This is a genomic window from Nocardioides sp. GCM10023255 (assembly GCF_042653125.1).
Taxonomy (GTDB): Bacteria; Actinomycetota; Actinomycetes; order Propionibacteriales; family Nocardioidaceae; genus Nocardioides.
The window spans coordinates 300,346-317,803 of record NZ_JBHSHU010000003.1 but is presented as its reverse complement, the minus strand read 5'-3'; the positions used below and the strand labels follow the sequence as shown (position 1 = coordinate 317,803).

Genomic DNA, 17,458 nt, shown 5'->3' with positions numbered 1-17,458 from the left:
CATGGCACCCGGCGGCGACAGTCGGGCGCAGGTCACCCCGGCGGGGCAGGCACCTCGGCGGTCCACCGCTCCCGCCGTTGCTCGTCGGACTGCTCCCACCACGGCGTGCCGCGCTCACCCAGCGCGACCTTGGCGGCCTGCACCCCGGCGCGGGCGGCGGCCTCGCCGTCGGTGCCCTTCGTGCGCCGCACCTCGCGCCGCCAGGCCATCAGCAGCCGGGTGAGCTCGTCGCGCCGGCCCTCGGGGATGTCGGGATCGGTGGCCCGCCAGCGCCGGCCGTCGATGACGACGTACCTCCCGCAGGGGGTGACCTCGGGCGGCTCGCTCACGCGGCGACCCTAGCCCGCGGCCGGACCCGGCGGGCCCGGGGACCGGCGGGGTCCACCCCCGTCTGGGAGAACGGCGGACGGCGGTGGCATGCTGTCTCGCCGCGCCCGGCCGGGTGCGGTGCAGTCTGGGAGGTTCGATGAGCGAGGTGGCCGCTGAGCTCGGGCGCGTGCGTGGCGCGTTCGCGCAGCCCATGCTCACCCTGCTGCACCAGCGCCAGGCGCCCGTGGTGATCGCGGTGTTCAGGTCCGCCTTCGGCCGCGACAACCGACCGATCCCCACGGCCCGCCTCCACACCCAGGTCGAGGACCACCTCGCCGAGCTGCGGCGCACCGGCGAGGCGGACCTCCCCACGGGCAGCGGACGGGATCTGTGCCAGCGGTGGATGCGCGGCCAGTGGCTGGTGCGGTCGCTGGACGACAGCGGGCAGGAGGTCTACACCCTGACCTCCCACGCCCAGCAGGCCCTCGAGCTCGTCAAGACCCTCTCGCGGGACCGCGCCACCCTCAGCGAGCACCGGATCGCCACGATCCTCACCACCGTGCGCCGCTTCAACAGCGAGGCGAACCCGGACCGCACCGCCCGCGTCGACATCCTCAACGCCGAGATCGCGCGGCTGACCGCGGAGCGGGACCGGCTCGTCGACGGCGTGGAGATGGAGCCGCCGTCGCAGGACTACATGCTCGAGGGGTTCACCGAGCTCCAGCTGCTGATCTCCGCCCTGCCCAGCGACTTCGCGCGGGTGGAGGAGCGGTTCGCCCAGATCCGCGCCCAGATCCTGGCGTCGTTCCGTGCCGAGGACCGGCCCGCCGGCGAGGTCATCGACGACTACCTAGCCCGTGCCGACGCGCTGGTGACGGCGACCCCCGAGGGCCGCGCCTTCGAGGGGGCCTTCGCCCTGCTGCGCGACGACGCGCTGGTCGCCCAGCTCCGCGACGACCTCGGCGCGCTGCTCGACCACCCGCTGGCCGACGGCATCCTCGGTGACGCCGACCGGGCCGAGCTGCGCGGCACGGTCCGGCTGGTCCGCGACGGCCTGGACCGGGTCCTCTCGCAGCGCTCCCGGGTGACGTCGACGCTGAAGGACTACATCGTCTCCCACGACGGCGCCCGGGACCGCGAGCTGGAGCAGACACTGCGCCAGATCGAGTCCGAGCTGATGACCTGGATGGCGGAGTCGGGCCCGCGCGCCACCGTCGACGTACCCCTCCTGCCCGCCCGCGCGGACGTCGAGCACTTCCGCGAGCGCTTCTACGACCCCGCCGACGACATCGCCCCCACCCGGCTCGCCGACAGCCGGGGCGAGGAGGCCGCGCCGCCGTCGTACGCCGCCCTGATGGCGCAGGGCGGCCCGTCGGTGACCGTCCTGCGCGAACGGCTCGAGGAGGCGCTGCGCTCGCTCGACCCGGCCTCGTCCCTCGGTGAGGTCTTCGACTCCCTCGAGCCGGCGCTGCGCCGGCCGGTGGAGATCTTCGGCCTGCTGCACCTGGCGGCCGACCAGCAGCTGCCCGCGGAGACGGCGCTCGAGCCCTACCGCGCCGTGCGCCCCGACGGGACGGCGCGGACCTTCGCGGTGCCGCGCGTACCCCTGGACGACCCCGACCTGCCGCCGAGGCCGAAGGAGCACGCACCATGACGACCACCGCGGACGAGCACGAGGACGTCGCCGCCCTCGTCGACGGCGAGCCGGACTTCGTGGCGGTCGACGCCGAGGACCCCGAGCGTGAGGCCACCACGTCGGTCTCGCTGTTCGAGGGCGACGAGGGCGGCCTGGAGTACGCCGAGCGGCGCGCCCTGGTCGCGCTGCTCAAGCAGCGCTTCATCAGTGCCCGCACCCACCCCAGGGACTGGCGCGCGCTCACCGAGAACGAGCGGGTCATCCGGTCGCGCCTCAACGACCTGTTCCTCGAGCTGCAGATCGACCCCGTCCGGGAGGTCGCCTGGAAGCGCCAGGCCGTCCCCGAGACCGGGCCGAAGTTCCCGACGCTGCTCTACGACGCCGCCTGGAGCCGCGAGGAGACCGTCGTCCTGGTGCACCTGCGCGACCGGTTCCGGGCCGCCAGCGCGGCGGGGGAGGGCCGGGTCTACGTCGACCGCGAGGACGTCGTGGAGTACGTCGCCGGCTTCCGCCCCGCGCACGCCACCGATGTGGCCGGCGACGAGAAGCGGGCCCGCAACGCGGTGAGCAGCGTCAACAAGGCCGGGCTGCTGATCGGGTCGCCCACCGACGACCGCTTCGAGATCAGCGAGGCGATCGAGTCGCTGCTCCCGCTGGAGCTGCTCAAGGAGCTGCTGGTGAGCCTGCAGCAGACCAACGACCCCGCCGGTGACGAGGCCGACGACGCCCTCTTCGCCGGGCCCGAGCCGGAGCCGGCCGACGAGCCCGCGGACGACGACGAGGAGCACGCATGACCACCGACGTCGAGAACGTCCCGGACGTCACGCTCGAGGGGGAGGGACTCTTCGAGCAGGGCGTCGTGGCGACGCCGTCCGACGACACCCTGCAGTGGCGCGCCGAGGTGCTCCAGCTGGTCAACTGGGGCGGCTTCTCGGGTCGGGTCACCGTCGACCTGCACGGCGACGCGACCATGATCTCGGGGGCCTCCGGCGTCGGGAAGAGCACCGTGCTCGACGCCTACACCGCGCTGATGATGCCCTCGGACACGAAGTTCAACGGCGCCTCGAACGACGCCGTGGCCGGGCGCGCCCGCGGGGCCGGGCAGCGCAACCTGCTGTCCTACCTGCGCGGCGCGGTCGACGTGGTCGACGACCCGCGCACCGGTCGCCCGGTCGAGCAGCTGCTCCGTGGACGCGGCAGCGACACGTGGGGCGCGGTGGCGATGACGTTCGTCAACGACCAGCAGCGCCGCTTCACCGCGCTGCGCACCTACTACGTCCCGCGCCGGGCTGCCCGCTCCAGCGAGGTGCAGATGCAGCTGGCCACGCTCGACGCGCCCGTCGACCTGGCCGCTCTCGAGGCGGCAGTGCCCGACCGCTTCCACGCCAACACGCTCAAGAAGCTCTACCCGGGGGTCCGGGTCCACCGCACCTACGCCGAGTACGCCGCGATCCTCTACGCCCGCCTGGGGATCGGGGCCAACGGCGACGGCGCGAAGGCGCTGCGGCTGCTCGCCCGGATCCAGGCCGGCAACCAGGTCCGCAGCGTCGACGAGCTCTACAAGGAGATGGTGCTCGAGCGACCGACGACGTTCGCCGCCGCCGACCGGGCCGTCGAGCACTTCGACGACCTCGAGTCGGCGTACACCGCGATGCGCACCGAGGAGCAGAAGCAGGAGCTGCTGGCGCCGATCACCGACCTGCACGCCCGCAAGACCGCGGCGCTCGCGCGCACCGAGGAGCTCGACGCGTACGGCGTCACCGCCAAGGGCGACACCCCCGTCCGGCTCTGGCTGCTGCGCACGCACGCGCGGCTGCTCGGCACGGCGGTCGAGACCAACCGGCAGGCGCGGGCCCGCGTGGCCGACCAGCTGCAGGCCGGCGGCCGGACGGTCGGCGTGCTCGACACCGACCTCGAGGCCGCCAAGGAGGAGCACCGGGCGGCCGGGGGAGCGAGCCTGGAGCGGCTCGCCGCCGACATCGAGCGCGAGCGCGCGGTGCGCGAGGACCGGCTCGGACGGCGCCAGCTGCTGCTGGACCGGATGGGCCCGCTGCTCGAGCCGGGCACCGGGGGCGCCGCGGCGGCGCTGGCGTCGCGCGAGACGTTCGCCGACCTCGTGGCCCGCGCGGAGCGCTGGCTGGCCGAGCACCCGCAGGAGGCCGCCGGGCTGGTCGCCGAGCGCGACGAGGTGATGGGAGCGCGCTACCCGCTGCTGGCCCGCCGCACCGAGCTCGTGGCCGAGCGCACGTCCCTCGCGGGTCGCGCCGGCCGGGTCCCCGAGCACCTGCACGCGCTGCGCAGCGAGGTCGCCCGCGCCAGCGGGCTGTCCCTGGCGCAGCTGCCGTTCGTCGCGGAGCTGATCGACGTGGCGCCCGAGGAGTCCCGCTGGCGGCTGGCGATCGAGACCGTGCTCGCCGGCACCGCCCGGGTCATGCTGGTGCCGGCCGACCGGCTCGAGGAGTTCTCGGCGGCGATCGACTCGGTGCGGCTGCGCGGGCGGCTGACCTTCGAGGGCGCCGAGGTCGACCTCGACGCGCCTGCCCCCGCGGCACCGGACACGGTCGCCGGCAAGCTCGTCTTCCAGGACTCGCCGTTCCGAGGCTGGGTCCAGCGGCACGTCGCCGAGCCCGGGCGCAACGCGCGCTGCGTGGAGTCCGCGGCCGAGCTCGGTGGTGGCGGCTACCGCGTCAGCCTCGCCGGCCAGACGCGCTCGGGTCGACGCGGGTCGCACGGCCGCGGCGACCGGCGCAACATCATCGGCTTCAGCAACGCCGACGCCGTCGCCGAGATCGAGGAGGAGCTCGCGGCGATCGAGGAGTCGCTCGCGGGCCTCGACGGCCGGCTCCAGCAGGTGGAGAGCGCGACCCGGGTGCTCGAGCTGCGGCGCACGGCGTACGACGCCGTCCGCAACCACGGCTTCGACGACCTCGACGTCGCGTCCTGCGACGAGCGGATCGCCCGGCTCGAGCGGCGCCGCGAGGAGATCCTCGGCACCGACGACCGGCTCGACACCCTCGAGCGGCACATCACGGACCTCGAGACCCAGCTCGAGGAGGCACGGCGGCACCGTTTCCAGCTCGAGGAGCAGAGGGCCCGCCTCGACGCCGAGCACGGCGACCTGGTCGAGGCCGAGGACCAGGTCAACGACGAGCTCGAGCGGATCGAGCGCTCCGGCGGGTCGCTGCTCTCCGAGGAGCAGGTGGCGCGGCTCGACGCGGAGTTCGCCGCGGCCGCCGCACCCGACGACCCCGAGGACCTGAGCCGGTTCCACGAGAACGCCGGCCGCCTGCAGACCCGCCTCAACGAGGCGGTCGCCTCGGCCCAGGTCGAGGTTGAGCACGTCGACCGCGAGCTGGCGGCGATCTTCCGCGGCTACCAGCTGCAGTGGGAGGACCCGAACCTCGGGACGACCTCCGAGTCCTACCCCGACTTCGCCCGGATCCTCGCCGACATCGAGGCCACCGGCCTGGCGCAGCGCCGCTCGGAGTGGCGCCGCCGGCTGACCGAGTGGAGCGGTCAGGACCTGGTGCCGCTGGCCGGCGCGATGTCGGCGTCGGTCGAGGAGATCGAGGACCGGCTCGAGCCGATCAACGCGATCCTGCGCCGGCTCGAGTTCGGCGCGGAGAAGGACCGGCTGCGGATCCGGCTGCGGCGGCTCGCCCCGGCGCACGTGCAGGCGTTCGTGCGGGACCTGCGCGAGCTGTCCCGCGGCTCGACGCGCGAGCTCGACGAGGAGCAGATGGAGGCGCGCTTCGCGCAGCTTCGGCGCTTCATGGGCCAGCTGCGCCGTCCGGACAGCCCCCACGGCGGCCCGACCGAGGGCGACCGCGACCGGCTGCTCGACGTACGCCGCCACGTGGAGATCAGCGCCGAGCGCTACGACCGCCTCACCGGCGAGCTGAAGGCGACCTACCGCACGCTCGGGGAGAAGAGCGGTGGCGAGAGCCAGGAGCTCGTCGCCTTCATCGTCGGCTCGGCGCTGCGCTTCCGGCTCGGGGACGAGATGCGCTCCCGCCCGCGCTTCGCCCCGGTCTTCCTCGACGAGGGCTTCGTGAAGGCCGACTCGGAGTTCGCGGGCCGCGCCGTGCGTGCCTGGAAGGGGCTGGGCTTCCAGCTCGTGATCGGCGTGCCGCTGGACAAGGTGACCGGGCTCGAGCCGCACATGGACGAGCTGCTGGTCATCACCAAGCACACCGAGACGCACCTGTCGTCGATCTTCCCGATCACCGACGCGGACCGGGCTGGGGTCTCGACTTAGTCCTGAGGCTTGTCGTCGGGGCCGAGTCGCGGGCGCTGCCCCGGAGTTGGGCCCGGGCTCGCGGCTGTTCGGTTGCTTTCGGTTGCGGTCCTGGCCTCTTGACGGACCGGTCCGTTTCGCCTCGGCTTCGGCTTGCTTCCGGCTCTCGGGCCGTCTGCGGTTGCGGTCCTGGCTGGCTACCGGGGGAGGAGGGCTTCGCTTGGGGCCGGCTCCCGGGTTTGGGGTGCGGTTTGGTCACCAACCGCAACACTTTCGCTGATTTCGATGCGGTCTCTGACCAATCGACGGAGTCCCGTCAGACCGTCGGGTGCCAGGACCCGATGAGGACCGTCGAGCCCGGTCAGGGATCGACAACAACCCTCAGCAGAGAAGGGTGAAGGACGAGGGAGCGGGCCAGACGGGTCCGCGGCGGTGGGCCCGCACGAGCCAGCCGCGAGCCACAGCCCGAGAGAAGCCCGGCCACCGCCGGAAAAGGGCAACTGCCGGATAGAAGGCCACCGCCGGAAGGTCAGGCCGACCCGACCGGAGGCACCACGAGCCGACAAGCCCCCGGCTCCGCGAACGGCAGCAACTGCGTGCCGCTCGGATCCGCGCCGTGCTCCTCGAGCACCCCGCGCACGATCCCGAGGTGCACCGAGCACACCACGCCGGGGTGCCGGTGGGCGGCCTCGAGCAGTGGGCAGCGGGTGAGTCGTACGTCGGCGAGGGAGTCCGGGCCGGTCTCGGGCTCGAACCCCAGATCGTCGAAGAGCGCCACGACCTGCGATCGCGCCTCCTCGGGAGACGTGCGTGCCGCGCCGCGGCCGCGGGCGAGCTGGTGGCCCCACTCCTCGCCCGCCGCGGCGGCGACCTGCTCGGGGTCGGCGCTGGTGCGCGCGATGCTGGCGGCGAGCGCGGCGGCGAGGCCGGCGTACTCGGCGACGTCGCTGTCGGTGGCCTCGTAGAGCCACGCGGGGCGCCCGCGTCCCGTCGGCTGCGCGCGTCGCCTGCTGGCGAGGCCGTCCCGGACGAGGGCGTCGAGGTGCTCGCGCAGCGTGTTCTCGTGCAGGGAGGTGGCCGCCACCAGCGCCGCGAGGGTCACCGGCTCGGGCTGGTCGCGCAGCGTGTTGAGCAGCGCGGCGCGGGACGCGGACATCCGGCGGCCGCGCAGGCCCGGCCTCGGACCGCGCACGGGGGCCGAACGGCCTCTATTTTCCACGGAGTTCACTGTAGTAAATCTGGGCTCGGGTCGTCAGGTGGACGACCTGCAACCCGAGGAGAACCAGATGGACTTCGAGGAGATCGCCTCCAGCGAGGCGGATGCGCGCGCGGCCAGGGCCGTGACGCACCACCACCACCGGATGGCCGGCGCGCTCGCGCTGAGGGCGGAGACGCTGACCGCGCGGGCACGGGCCGGCCGCGAGCGGGCCGCCGCCGACGCGCGCGACGACCTGGCCCGCTGGTGCCGCACCGACCTGGTGCCGCACGCGGTCGCCGAGGAGGACACCCTCTACCGGGTCGCCGCCGGACGCGCCGAGGGCCGGCTGCTGGTCGAGGCGATGCTGGCCGAGCACGAGGCGATCCTGCGCCACGTCGACGGCCTCGCCGCCGCGGACTGCGCGGTCGACGCCGCGGTGGCCGCCGGTGCGCTGCGCGCGGTCTTCGAGGTCCACCTCGCCAAGGAGAACGACCAGGTCCTGCCGTTGCTGGTCGCGGACCCCGATGTCTCCGTCGCCGAGCTGCTCGGCAGCCTGCACGAGCTGGTGGGAAGCCATGACTGAGCAGCGTGTGCCCATTGGCAAGGAGTCCTCCGTGCGTGAAGGTGGACACCGTGACGCGGCTCGGGAGCGGTCAGTGGTGACGGCCCCGGACCAGCACGCGCGACGCGGCGAGGCGGCCGGAGGCTCGCCCTGGGTGATGCTCGTGATGGCGACGATCGGCTTCGCGGTCAACTTCTGGGCCTGGGCGCTGATCAGCCCGCTCGGCCCGCTGTTCCGCGACAAGGGCACGCTCGGCACGCTCAGCGAGTCCGACGTCGCCCTGATGGTGGCCGTCCCCGTGATCGTGGGGTCGCTGGGCCGGATCGTGGTCGGTGCGCTCACCGACAAGCTCGGCGGCCGGGTGATGTTCCCGGTCGTGTCCGGCGTGACGATCCTGCCGATCCTGTTCCTCGCGTTCTTCGCGCTGGACTCCTACGCGCTGATCCTGGTCGGCGGCTTCTTCCTCGGCATCGCCGGTACGGCGTTCGCGGTCGGCGTGCCCTTCGTCAACGCGTGGTTCCCGCCCGAGCGACGGGGCCTGGCGATCGGCATCTTCGGTGCCGGCATGGGTGGCACCGCCATCAGTGCGCTGACCACTGTGAAGCTCTACACCGACGTCGGCCCCAAGGCGCCGTTCCTCATCACCGCGGGCGTGCTGGCGGTCTACGCCGTCGCCGCCTGGCTGGTCCTGCGCGACGCACCCGGCCGGGTCGCCCCCACCACCTCGCTGGCGAGCCGCCTGGTCAGCAACGCCCGGCTGCCGATCACCTGGCAGGCCTGCCTGCTCTACGCCGTCGCCTTCGGCGGGTACGTCGCGTTCTCGGTCTATCTGCCGGCGTACCTCAAGACCGACTACGGCCTGACCCCCGCCGACGCGGCCAACCGGATGGCCGGCTTCGTGGTGGTCGCCGTGGTGATGCGGCCGGTCGGCGGCTGGCTCTCCGACCGGTTCGGCCCGATCCCGGTGCTCGCGACGGCGTACTCGATCGTGGTCGTCGGGGCCGGCGTGGCGGCCACGAACCCGATCCTCGAGCACGTCGGCACCGTCGCCTTCCTGGCGATGGCCGCGGCGCTGGGTGCCGGGAGCGGCGCGACCTTCGCCCTCATCGCCCGGGTCACCGAGCCCTCGCGGGTCGGTGGCGTGACCGGCCTGGTCGGCGCGGCCGGCGGCCTCGGCGGGTTCGTGCCGCCGCTGGTCATGGGCTACGTCTACGGCCGCACCGACTCCTACGCGATCGGGCTGTGGATGCTCTCGATCACCGCCGCGCTGACCCTGCTGCTGACCGTCACCGTCGTCCGGCACACCGCCCGGGCATCCGCCGAGGAGAGGACCACCGCGTGAGCAACGAGCCAGGGATGGACGGGGGACTGAGCGATGCTCTGGTTCGCAGCCGGCGGTACTTCACGAGGGGCACCGTCTCGGACGACCTCCGCACCCTGACCAAGGCGGGCGGCCGCCAGGCCGACGACTTCTACCGGGACCGGTGGAGCCACGACAAGGTGGTGCGCTCCACCCACGGCGTGAACTGCACCGGGTCCTGCTCGTGGAAGGTCTACGTCAAGGACGGGATCATCACCTGGGAGACCCAGCAGACCGACTACCCGTCGGTCGGGCCGGACAGGCCCGAGTACGAACCGCGCGGCTGCCCGCGGGGCGCCGCCTTCTCCTGGTACACCTACTCGCCCACGCGGGTGCGCTACCCCTACGTGCGGGGCGTGCTGCTGCAGATGTACCGCGAGGGAAAGGCCCAGCACGACGGCGACCCGGTCAAGGCCTGGGCCCACGTCGTCGACAACCCGGCCCGGGCGAAGCGCTACAAGTCCGCCCGCGGCAAGGGCGGGCTGGTCCGCGCCAGCTGGGAGGAGGCCACCGAGATGGTGGCCGCCGCCTACGTGCACACGATCGCGACGTGGGGCCCGGACCGGGTCGCGGGCTTCTCGCCCATCCCCGCGATGTCGATGGTCTCCCACGCGTCGGGTGCCCGGTTCACCTCGATGCTCGGCGGCTCGATGCTCTCCTTCTACGACTGGTACGCCGACCTGCCGGTCGCGTCCCCGCAGGTGTTCGGCGACCAGACCGACGTGCCCGAGTCGGGCGACTGGTGGGACGCCGGCTACCTGGTCATGTGGGGGTCGAACGTGCCGGTCACGCGCACCCCCGACGCGCACTGGATGACCGAGGCGCGCTACCGCGGCCAGAAGGTCGTGGTGGTCTCGCCCGACTACGCCGACAACGTGAAGTTCGCCGACGAGTGGCTGGCGGTCGCGCCCGGCACCGACGGGGCGCTCGCGATGGCGATGGGCCACGTCGTGCTCAAGGAGTTCTTCGTCGACCGGGAGACGGCGTACTTCGCCGACTACACCCGCAGGTACACCGACCTGCCCCACCTCGTGGTGCTCGACGAGGTCGCCGGGCAGACCTACCGGCCGGGGAAGTTCCTCACGGCCGCGGACCTGCCGGGACACGAGTACCTCGAGAACGCCCACTTCAAGACCGTCGTGATGGACGAGCGGAGCGACGAGCCGACGGTGCCCAACGGCTCGCTCGGCCACCGCTTCGGCGAGACCGGCGCCGGCCGGTGGAACCTCGACCTCGAGGGCGTGCGACCGAAGCTCACGCTCGGCGACACCTCGGCGGACAGCGTGCGCGTCGAGCTGCCGCGCTTCGACAGCCCCGACGGCGCACCCGGTTCGCTGGTCCGGGGCGTCCCGGTCCGCCGGGTCGGCGGTCACCTGGTCACCACGGTCTTCGACCTGATGCTCGCGCAGTACGGCGTCGGCCGGCCCGGATTGCCCGGCGACTGGCCCACGTCGTACGACGACGCGGACGCGCCGTACACGCCTGCCTGGCAGGAGCGGATCACCGGCGTGCCTGCGGCCGCCGCGGCCCGGATCGCGCGCGAGTTCGCGCAGAACGCCGAGGAGTCCCGCGGCCGCTCGATGATCCTGATGGGCGCCGGCACCAACCACTGGTTCCACTCCGACACGATCTACCGGGGCTTCCTCGCGCTGACCACCCTCACCGGCTGCCAGGGCGTGAATGGCGGCGGCTGGGCGCACTACGTCGGCCAGGAGAAGTGCCGACCCGTCACCGGCTGGGCGCAGCTCGCCTTCGGGCTGGACTGGAAGCGACCGCCACGGCAGATGATCCACACGGCGTACTGGTACCTCCACACCGACCAGTTCCGCTACGACAGCTTCGGCGCCGACGTCGTCGCCGCGAAGACCGGCACCGGCCGGCTGGCCGGCATGAGCACCGCCGACGTCATCGCGAAGAGCGCACGGATGGGCTGGATGCCGTCGTACCCGACGTTCAACCGCAACCCGCTCGACCTCGCCGACGAGGCAGCGGCGGCGGGCACCCCCGTCGCGGAGCACGTCGTTGACCAGCTGCGGTCGGGCGACCTGCGGTTCGCCGCGGAGGACCCGGACGCACCCGAGAACTTCCCGCGGGTGCTGGCGATCTGGCGCGCGAACCTGATCGGCTCCTCGGGCAAGGGCAACGAGTACTTCCTCAAGCACCTGCTGGGGACCGACCACTCGCTGCGCGCCACCGAGGTCGGCGAGGGGCAGCGGCCGCAGGAGGTCGAGTGGCGCGACGACGCGCCCGAGGGGAAGCTCGACCTGCTGCTCACGCTGGACTTCCGCCAGACCAGCACCACGATCTTCTCCGACGTCGTGCTCCCGGCCGCGACCTGGTACGAGAAGCACGACCTCAACACCACCGACATGCACCCGTTCGTGCACTCCTTCAACCCCGCGATCTCCCCGCCCTGGCAGACGCGCACCGACTGGGACGCCTTCCAGACCATCGCCGCGAAGTTCTCCGAGCTCGCAGCCGGACGCCTGGACACCCGCAGGGACGTGGTCGCGGTGCCGCTGCTGCACGACACTCCCGACGCGATGGCCAACCCGCACGGCGTCGTGCGGGACTGGAAGCACGGAGAGTGCGAGCCGGTCCCGGGCGTGACCATGCCGAAGATCGTCGAGGTCGAGCGCGACTACACGGCCATCGGCGCCCAGATGCAGGCGCTCGGCCCGCTGATGGAGAAGCTCGGCACCACCACCAAGGGCATCACCTACGACGTCACCGCCTCGGTGGAGTACCTCCTGCACAAGAACGGCGCGGTCCGCGGTGGCCCCGCCGACGGGCGTCCGTCGCTGGTGCGTGACGTGCACGCCTGCGAGGCCATCCTCGCGCTCTCCGGGACCACCAACGGGCACCTCGCCACCCAGGGGTTCAAGACCCTGGAGAAGCGGACCGGCCATCTGCTGCACGACCTCGCGGCCGAGCACGAGGGCAAGCAGATCACGTTCGCCGACACCGTCGCGGCGCCGGTCCCGGTGATCACCTCGCCGGAATGGTCGGGCTCGGAGACCGGGGGCCGGCGCTACTCGCCCTTCACGATCAACGTCGAGCGGCTCAAGCCCTGGCACACGCTCACCGGCCGGCAGCACTTCTACCTCGACCACGACTGGATGAGCGAGCTCGGGGAGGGGCTCCCCGTCTACCGGCCGCCCCTGAACATGGGCGCGCTGTTCAGCGAGCCCGCGATCGGCTCGATGGGCGAGGCCGGGGGAGAGCGGACCGTGACGGTGCGTTACCTGACGCCGCACAACAAGTGGTCGATCCACTCGGAGTACCAGGACAACCTGTTCATGCTCTCGCTCTCCCGGGGCGGGCAGACGATCTGGATGAGCGACAAGGACGCCGCCAAGGTCGGGGTCGAGGACAACGACTGGATCGAGGCGGTCAACCGCAACGGCGTGGTCGTGGCCCGGGCGATCGTGTCGCACCGGATGCCCGAGGGCACGGTCTACATGCACCACGCCCAGGACCGGCTGATCGACGTACCCCTCGCCGAGACGTCCGGCAAGCGCGGCGGCATCCACAACTCGCTCACCCGGATCCTGGTCAAGCCCAGTCACGTCATCGGCGGCTACGCCCAGCTCTCCTTCGCGTTCAACTACCTCGGACCGACCGGCAACCAGCGCGACGAGGTGACGGTCATCCGTCGCCGCTCGCAGGACGTGGAGTACTGACATGCGCGTGATGGCCCAGATGGCGATGGTGATGAACCTCGACAAGTGCATCGGCTGCCACACCTGCTCGGTCACCTGCAAGCAGGCGTGGACCAACCGGACCGGCACGGAGTACGTCTGGTTCAACAACGTCGAGACCCGGCCCGGCCAGGGCTACCCGCGCAGGTACGAGGACCAGGAGGCGTGGAAGGGCGGCTGGGAGCTGAACCAGCGCGGCCGGCTCAAGCTCAAGGCGGGGGGCCGGCTGAAGAAGCTGGCGACGATCTTCTCGAACCCGAAGCTGCCCTCCATCCAGGACTACTACGAGCCCTGGACCTACGACTACGCCACGCTCACCGACGCCCCCGCGCAGGAGCACACGCCGGTGGCGCGCCCGAAGTCGTTGATCACCGGCAAGGACATGAAGATCTCCTGGTCCTCCAACTGGGACGACGACCTCGGCGGCTCGGCGGCCACGCAGCAGCACGACCCGATGCTGAAGAACATCGCGGACAAGGTGAAGTTCGAGTTCGAGCAGACCTTCATGTTCTACCTGCCCCGCATCTGCGAGCACTGCCTCAACCCGTCGTGCGCGGCCTCCTGCCCCAGCGGGGCGATCTACAAGCGCTCCGAGGACGGCATCGTGCTGGTCGACCAGGACCGCTGCCGGGGCTGGCGGATGTGCGTCTCTGGCTGCCCCTACAAGAAGGTCTACTTCAACCACCGCACCGGCAAGGCCGAGAAGTGCACGTTCTGCTTCCCGCGCATCGAGGTCGGGCTGCCGACGGTCTGCTCGGAGACCTGCGTCGGGCGGCTGCGCTACATCGGCCTGGTGCTGTACGACGCCGACAAGGTGCTCGCCGCCGCGTCCACCTCCGACGAGCACGGTCTCTACGAGGCCCAGCGCGAGGTGTTCCTCGACCCGAACGACCCCGCGGTGGTCCGGGCCGCGGAGCAGGCGGGCATCCCGCGCGACTGGGTGCTGGCCGCCCAGCGCTCGCCGATCCACGCCTTGATCAACACCTACAAGGTGGCGCTGCCGCTGCACCCGGAGTACCGCACCATGCCGATGGTCTGGTACATCCCGCCGCTCTCGCCGGTCGTCGACGTGGTCAAGGAGACCGGCCACGACGCCGAGGACCGGGGCAACCTGTTCGCCGCCATCGACGCGCTGCGGATCCCGGTGGAGTACCTCGCCGAGCTGTTCACCGCCGGCGACGTCGCCCCCGTCGAGGGGGTGCTGAAGAAGCTCGCGGCGATGCGGTCCTACATGCGCGACATCAACATGGGCCGCGAGCCGGACGCCTCGATCCCGGCCGCGGTCGGCATGAGCGAGGAGCACATGTACGACATGTACCGGCTCCTCGCGCTCGCGAAGTACGACGAGCGCTACGTCATCCCGCCGGCCCACTCCGAGCAGGCGCACGCGCTGGAGGAGCTGGCGACCGAGTGCTCGGTCAGCGAGTACGGCGGCGGGAACCCAGAGATCTTCGGGGAGGGCTCGGGCGGGCTGACCCCGCTCGCGGTCGAGAACTTCCGGATGCTCCAGGACCGGCAGACCGCCGACACCCTGGCGGCGCCCGACGACAAGGCCGCGCGGGTGAACCTGCTCAACTGGGACGGCAAGGGCTCCCCACCGGGCCTCTTCCCGCCGAAGCAGGAGCCGGACCACGAGCCGACGCACGGGGAGGGAGGGCGGTGAGCCGCCGCCCCGGGCTCTCACCCGAGCAGCTCACGATCGCCTGGCAGTCCGCATCCCTGTTGCTCGACTACCCCGACCCGGCGCTGGCCGAGCGGCTCGAGCTGGTGGAACGGGCCTCCCGCGAGCTCCCCGGTCACGTGGGCGAGCCGCTCCGGGCGTGCGTCGTACGCCTGGGTGAGGCGCCGCTGGAGACCCTGGAGGCCGACTACGTCGAGACCTTCGACAGCCGCCGGCGGCACAGCCTGTTCCTGACCTACTTCGCCCACGGCGACACCCGCAAGCGAGGGATGGCGCTGCTGCGTTTCAAGCAGGCCTACCTCGCGTCCGGGGCCGTCCTCGACGAGGCCGGGGGAGAGCTGCCCGACCACCTGTGCGTGGTCCTGGAGTACGCCGCCACCGTCGACCGCGAGCAGGGCCGGCGGCTGCTGCTCGACCACCGCGCGGGGTTGGAGCTGCTGCGGATGGCGCTGACCGACTCGGGATCGCGCTGGGCCGGCGCCGTCGCGGCAGTCACCGCCACCCTGCCCGCGCTGGGGGGCGACGAGGTCACGGCGATCCGACGGCTCGCGGCCGAGGGGCCGCCCGAGGAGGAGGTCGGCCTCACGCCGTACGCCACCCCCGGCTTCGACCCGGGCCCGGCCGTGCCGGCCGGCCCCACGCCCCTGCCGATGCCGTCGTTCCCAGGAGCTCGCTGATGGACACCTTCCTGTGGGTGATCGTGCCCTACCTGTGCCTGACGACGTTCGTGGTCGGCCACGTCTGGCGCTACCGCTACGACAAGTTCGGCTGGACCACGCGTTCCTCGCAGCTCTACGAGGACCGGCTGCTCCGGCTCGGCTCGCCGTTGTTCCACTTCGGGATGCTGGGCGTCGTGGGCGGCCACGTCATCGGCCTCCTGGTGCCGCAGTCGTGGACCGACGCGGTGGGCATCAGCCACGAGGCCTACCACGTGGTCGCGGTCGCGGGCGGCCTCCTGGCCGGGGTGATGGCCGTGGTGGGCCTGGCCATCCTGATCTACCGGCGCCGCACGGTCGGCCCGGTCTTCTCCGCGACGACGGTGATGGACAAGGTGATGTACGCCTTCCTCGCGGTGGTCATCGTCCTGGGCATGTGGAACACCGTCGCGGGCTCGATCATGACCATCGGGGGTGAGTACAACTACCGCGAGGGCGTCTCGGTCTGGTACCGCTCGTTCCTGGCCTTCCAGCCCGACGCCGGGTTGATGGCGGACGCCCCGGTGGGCTTCCAGCTGCACGCGCTGGTCGCCTTCGGGCTGTTCGCGCTGTGGCCGTTCACCCGGCTGGTGCACGTCTTCAGCGCCCCGGTCGGCTACGTCACGCGTCCCTACATCGTCTACCGCAGCCGCGACGTCCAGCTGGGCAGCCACCGCCCGCGGCGCGGCTGGGACCGGGTCTCGTGAGCGGCCCGGTCGGCCCGGTCGACGCGACCCGGGTGCCCCGGTACGCCGGCGAGGGCACCTTCGCCCGGCTGCCGCGGCTCAGCGACGTGCACGACGCCGACACCGTGGTGTGGGGCGTCCCGTTCGACAGCGGCGTGAGCTACCGCCCGGGCGCCCGTTTCGGCCCCCAGCACGTCCGGCAGAGCTCGCGGCTGCTGCGTCCCTACAACCCTGCCCAGGATCTCGAGCCGTTCGCCCGCGCCCAGGTCGCGGACGGTGGGGACGTGGGCGTCAACCCGTTCTCGATCGACGAGGCGATCGCCACCGTCGAGGCCGCCGCCCGCGAGCTCTCGGGCACCTCCCGCTCGCTGCTCACGCTCGGCGGTGACCACACGATCGCGCTGCCCCTGCTGCGCGTGCAGCACGAGCGGCACGGCCCGGTCGCGGTGCTGCACTTCGACGCGCACCTCGACACGTGGGACACCTATTTCGGGGCGCCGTACACCCACGGCACGCCGTTCCGCCGCGCGGCCGAGGAGGGCCTGGTCGACTTCGACCACTCGCTGCACGTCGGGATCCGGGGGCCGCTCTACGGTCGGCTGGACCTCGACGAGAGCGAGGAGCACGGGTTCGCCGCGATCGCCTGCCGCGACTTCGTCCGGCACCCGATCGACGACCTGGTCGACAGGATGCGCGACCGGCTCGGGGACCGGCCGGTCTACGTCTCCCTCGACATCGACGTGCTCGACCCGGCGTTCGCCCCCGGCACCGGGACGCCCGAGGCGGGCGGCCTGAGCAGCGCCCAGCTGCTCGAGATGCTGCGCGGGCTGACCGGGCTGCACGTCGTGGGCGCCGACATCGTCGAGGTCGCACCGGCCTACGACCACGCCGAGATCACGGGCATCGCCGCCGCCCACGTGGCCTACGAGCTGCTGGGGGTGCTGCCGGGTCAGCTGGGCCGGGCGTAGGCCGCGACGCCGGTGTCGTACATGACGCACGCCTCGTCGCTGGTGGTCCAGGCGTCATGGCCGGGCTCGATGACCACGACGTCGCCGGGGCCGACCGACATCTCGGTGCCGTCGTCGTACCGCACCGTCATCCGCCCGGAGACGCAGATCCCGGTGTGCCGGGTCCGGCAGCTCTCGGTGCCGGCGATCGGCTTGACGTCCTCCGACCAGCGCCAGCCCGGCTCGAAGACGCCGCGGCCGAGGGTGAAGTCACCCAGCGTCACCACGTCCATGTGTCCGTGGTCCTTGAAGGGACGGGTCTCGTCCGGGGTGTCGATGCTGCGGGCGGTGGTCGTGGTCATGTGCTCCTCCTGTGGACGCCCCCGATTGCTGCCAGCGGAGCACCGCCGCACGCCGGCCGACAGAGGCGAAAGCCCCACCTCGCG

13 protein-coding genes are annotated in these 17,458 nt (G+C 72.4%); 10 read left to right on the top strand and 3 right to left on the bottom strand.

Annotated elements, in window-relative coordinates; genetic code table 11:
* Positions 1-32: 32 nt before the first annotated feature.
* Positions 33-329 carry a hypothetical protein gene (locus ACFO9I_RS05325; protein ID WP_379178541.1) on the bottom strand — a complete coding sequence of 99 codons (297 nt, stop codon included), beginning with the start codon at positions 327-329 and terminating at the stop codon, positions 33-35.
* Between the two features lie 137 nt (positions 330-466).
* On the opposite strand from ACFO9I_RS05325, the gene ACFO9I_RS05320 reads away from it, so the two are divergent.
* From ACFO9I_RS05320 to ACFO9I_RS05310, 3 genes are read left to right on the top strand one after another with little or no spacing between them, the layout of a single operon-like run.
* Positions 467-1,963, top strand: a complete 1,497-nt coding sequence (locus ACFO9I_RS05320) for a DUF3375 domain-containing protein (protein ID WP_379178539.1) — start codon at positions 467-469, stop codon at positions 1,961-1,963.
* Positions 1,960-2,739 (top strand): DUF4194 domain-containing protein, encoded by a 780-nt coding sequence (locus tag ACFO9I_RS05315; protein ID WP_379178537.1) that lies wholly within the window; start codon positions 1,960-1,962, stop codon positions 2,737-2,739. The genes ACFO9I_RS05320 and ACFO9I_RS05315 overlap by 4 nt, the downstream gene beginning before the upstream one ends.
* Positions 2,736-6,203, top strand: coding sequence for an ATP-binding protein (locus ACFO9I_RS05310; RefSeq protein WP_379178535.1), 3,468 nt, complete (start codon positions 2,736-2,738; stop codon positions 6,201-6,203). The genes ACFO9I_RS05315 and ACFO9I_RS05310 overlap by 4 nt, the downstream gene beginning before the upstream one ends.
* A 508-nt stretch (positions 6,204-6,711) precedes the next feature.
* Here ACFO9I_RS05310 and ACFO9I_RS05305 read toward each other — a convergent pair.
* Positions 6,712-7,338, bottom strand: coding sequence for a helix-turn-helix transcriptional regulator (locus ACFO9I_RS05305; protein WP_379178533.1), 627 nt, complete (start codon positions 7,336-7,338; stop codon positions 6,712-6,714).
* Between the two features lie 100 nt (positions 7,339-7,438).
* Between ACFO9I_RS05305 and ACFO9I_RS05300 the strand changes: the two genes are divergently transcribed.
* From ACFO9I_RS05300 to speB, 7 genes are all read left to right on the top strand, one after another.
* Positions 7,439-7,963 carry a hemerythrin domain-containing protein gene (locus tag ACFO9I_RS05300; protein WP_379178531.1) on the top strand — a complete coding sequence of 175 codons (525 nt, stop codon included), beginning with the start codon at positions 7,439-7,441 and terminating at the stop codon, positions 7,961-7,963.
* Positions 7,964-8,039: 76 nt separating this feature from the next.
* A complete protein-coding gene (locus ACFO9I_RS05295; protein WP_379178529.1) occupies positions 8,040-9,284 on the top strand; it encodes an MFS transporter in 1,245 nt (414 codons plus the stop codon).
* A 14-nt stretch (positions 9,285-9,298) separates the two neighbouring features.
* Positions 9,299-12,985 carry a nitrate reductase subunit alpha gene (locus tag ACFO9I_RS05290; protein WP_379179388.1) on the top strand — a complete coding sequence of 1,229 codons (3,687 nt, stop codon included), beginning with the start codon at positions 9,299-9,301 and terminating at the stop codon, positions 12,983-12,985.
* Position 12,986: 1 nt separating this feature from the next.
* Positions 12,987-14,666, top strand: coding sequence for a nitrate reductase subunit beta (gene narH / locus ACFO9I_RS05285; RefSeq protein WP_379178527.1), 1,680 nt, complete (start codon positions 12,987-12,989; stop codon positions 14,664-14,666).
* Entirely contained in the window at positions 14,663-15,361 is a 699-nt protein-coding gene (narJ, locus tag ACFO9I_RS05280) for a nitrate reductase molybdenum cofactor assembly chaperone (protein ID WP_379178525.1), read from the top strand. The genes narH and narJ overlap by 4 nt, the downstream gene beginning before the upstream one ends.
* Entirely contained in the window at positions 15,361-16,086 is a 726-nt protein-coding gene (gene narI / locus ACFO9I_RS05275) for a respiratory nitrate reductase subunit gamma (protein ID WP_379178523.1), read from the top strand. Before narJ ends, narI begins: the two co-directional genes overlap by 1 nt.
* Complete coding sequence (gene speB / locus ACFO9I_RS05270; RefSeq protein WP_379178521.1) at positions 16,083-17,033, top strand: agmatinase; 951 nt, start codon at positions 16,083-16,085, stop codon at positions 17,031-17,033. The genes narI and speB overlap by 4 nt, the downstream gene beginning before the upstream one ends.
* Here speB and ACFO9I_RS05265 read toward each other — a convergent pair.
* Entirely contained in the window at positions 17,015-17,374 is a 360-nt protein-coding gene (locus tag ACFO9I_RS05265; RefSeq protein WP_379178519.1) for a cupin domain-containing protein, read from the bottom strand. The two genes, speB and ACFO9I_RS05265, sit on opposite strands and share 19 nt — an antisense overlap.
* Positions 17,375-17,458 lie beyond the last annotated feature (84 nt).

Bases quoted from the DNA above. Each gene is read 5' to 3' on its own strand.
- ACFO9I_RS05320 (WP_379178539.1), top strand. From the start codon at position 467: ATGAGCGAGGTGGCCGCTGAGCTCGGGCGCGTGCGTGGCGCGTTCGCG.
- ACFO9I_RS05315 (WP_379178537.1), top strand. From the start codon at position 1,960: ATGACGACCACCGCGGACGAGCACGAGGACGTCGCCGCCCTCGTCGAC.
- ACFO9I_RS05310 (WP_379178535.1), top strand. From the start codon at position 2,736: ATGACCACCGACGTCGAGAACGTCCCGGACGTCACGCTCGAGGGGGAG.
- ACFO9I_RS05305 (WP_379178533.1), bottom strand. From the start codon at position 7,338: ATGTCCGCGTCCCGCGCCGCGCTGCTCAACACGCTGCGCGACCAGCCC.
- ACFO9I_RS05290 (WP_379179388.1), top strand. From the start codon at position 9,299: ATGGACGGGGGACTGAGCGATGCTCTGGTTCGCAGCCGGCGGTACTTC.
- narH (WP_379178527.1), top strand. From the start codon at position 12,987: ATGCGCGTGATGGCCCAGATGGCGATGGTGATGAACCTCGACAAGTGC.
- narI (WP_379178523.1), top strand. From the start codon at position 15,361: ATGGACACCTTCCTGTGGGTGATCGTGCCCTACCTGTGCCTGACGACG.
- ACFO9I_RS05265 (WP_379178519.1), bottom strand. From the start codon at position 17,374: ATGACCACGACCACCGCCCGCAGCATCGACACCCCGGACGAGACCCGT.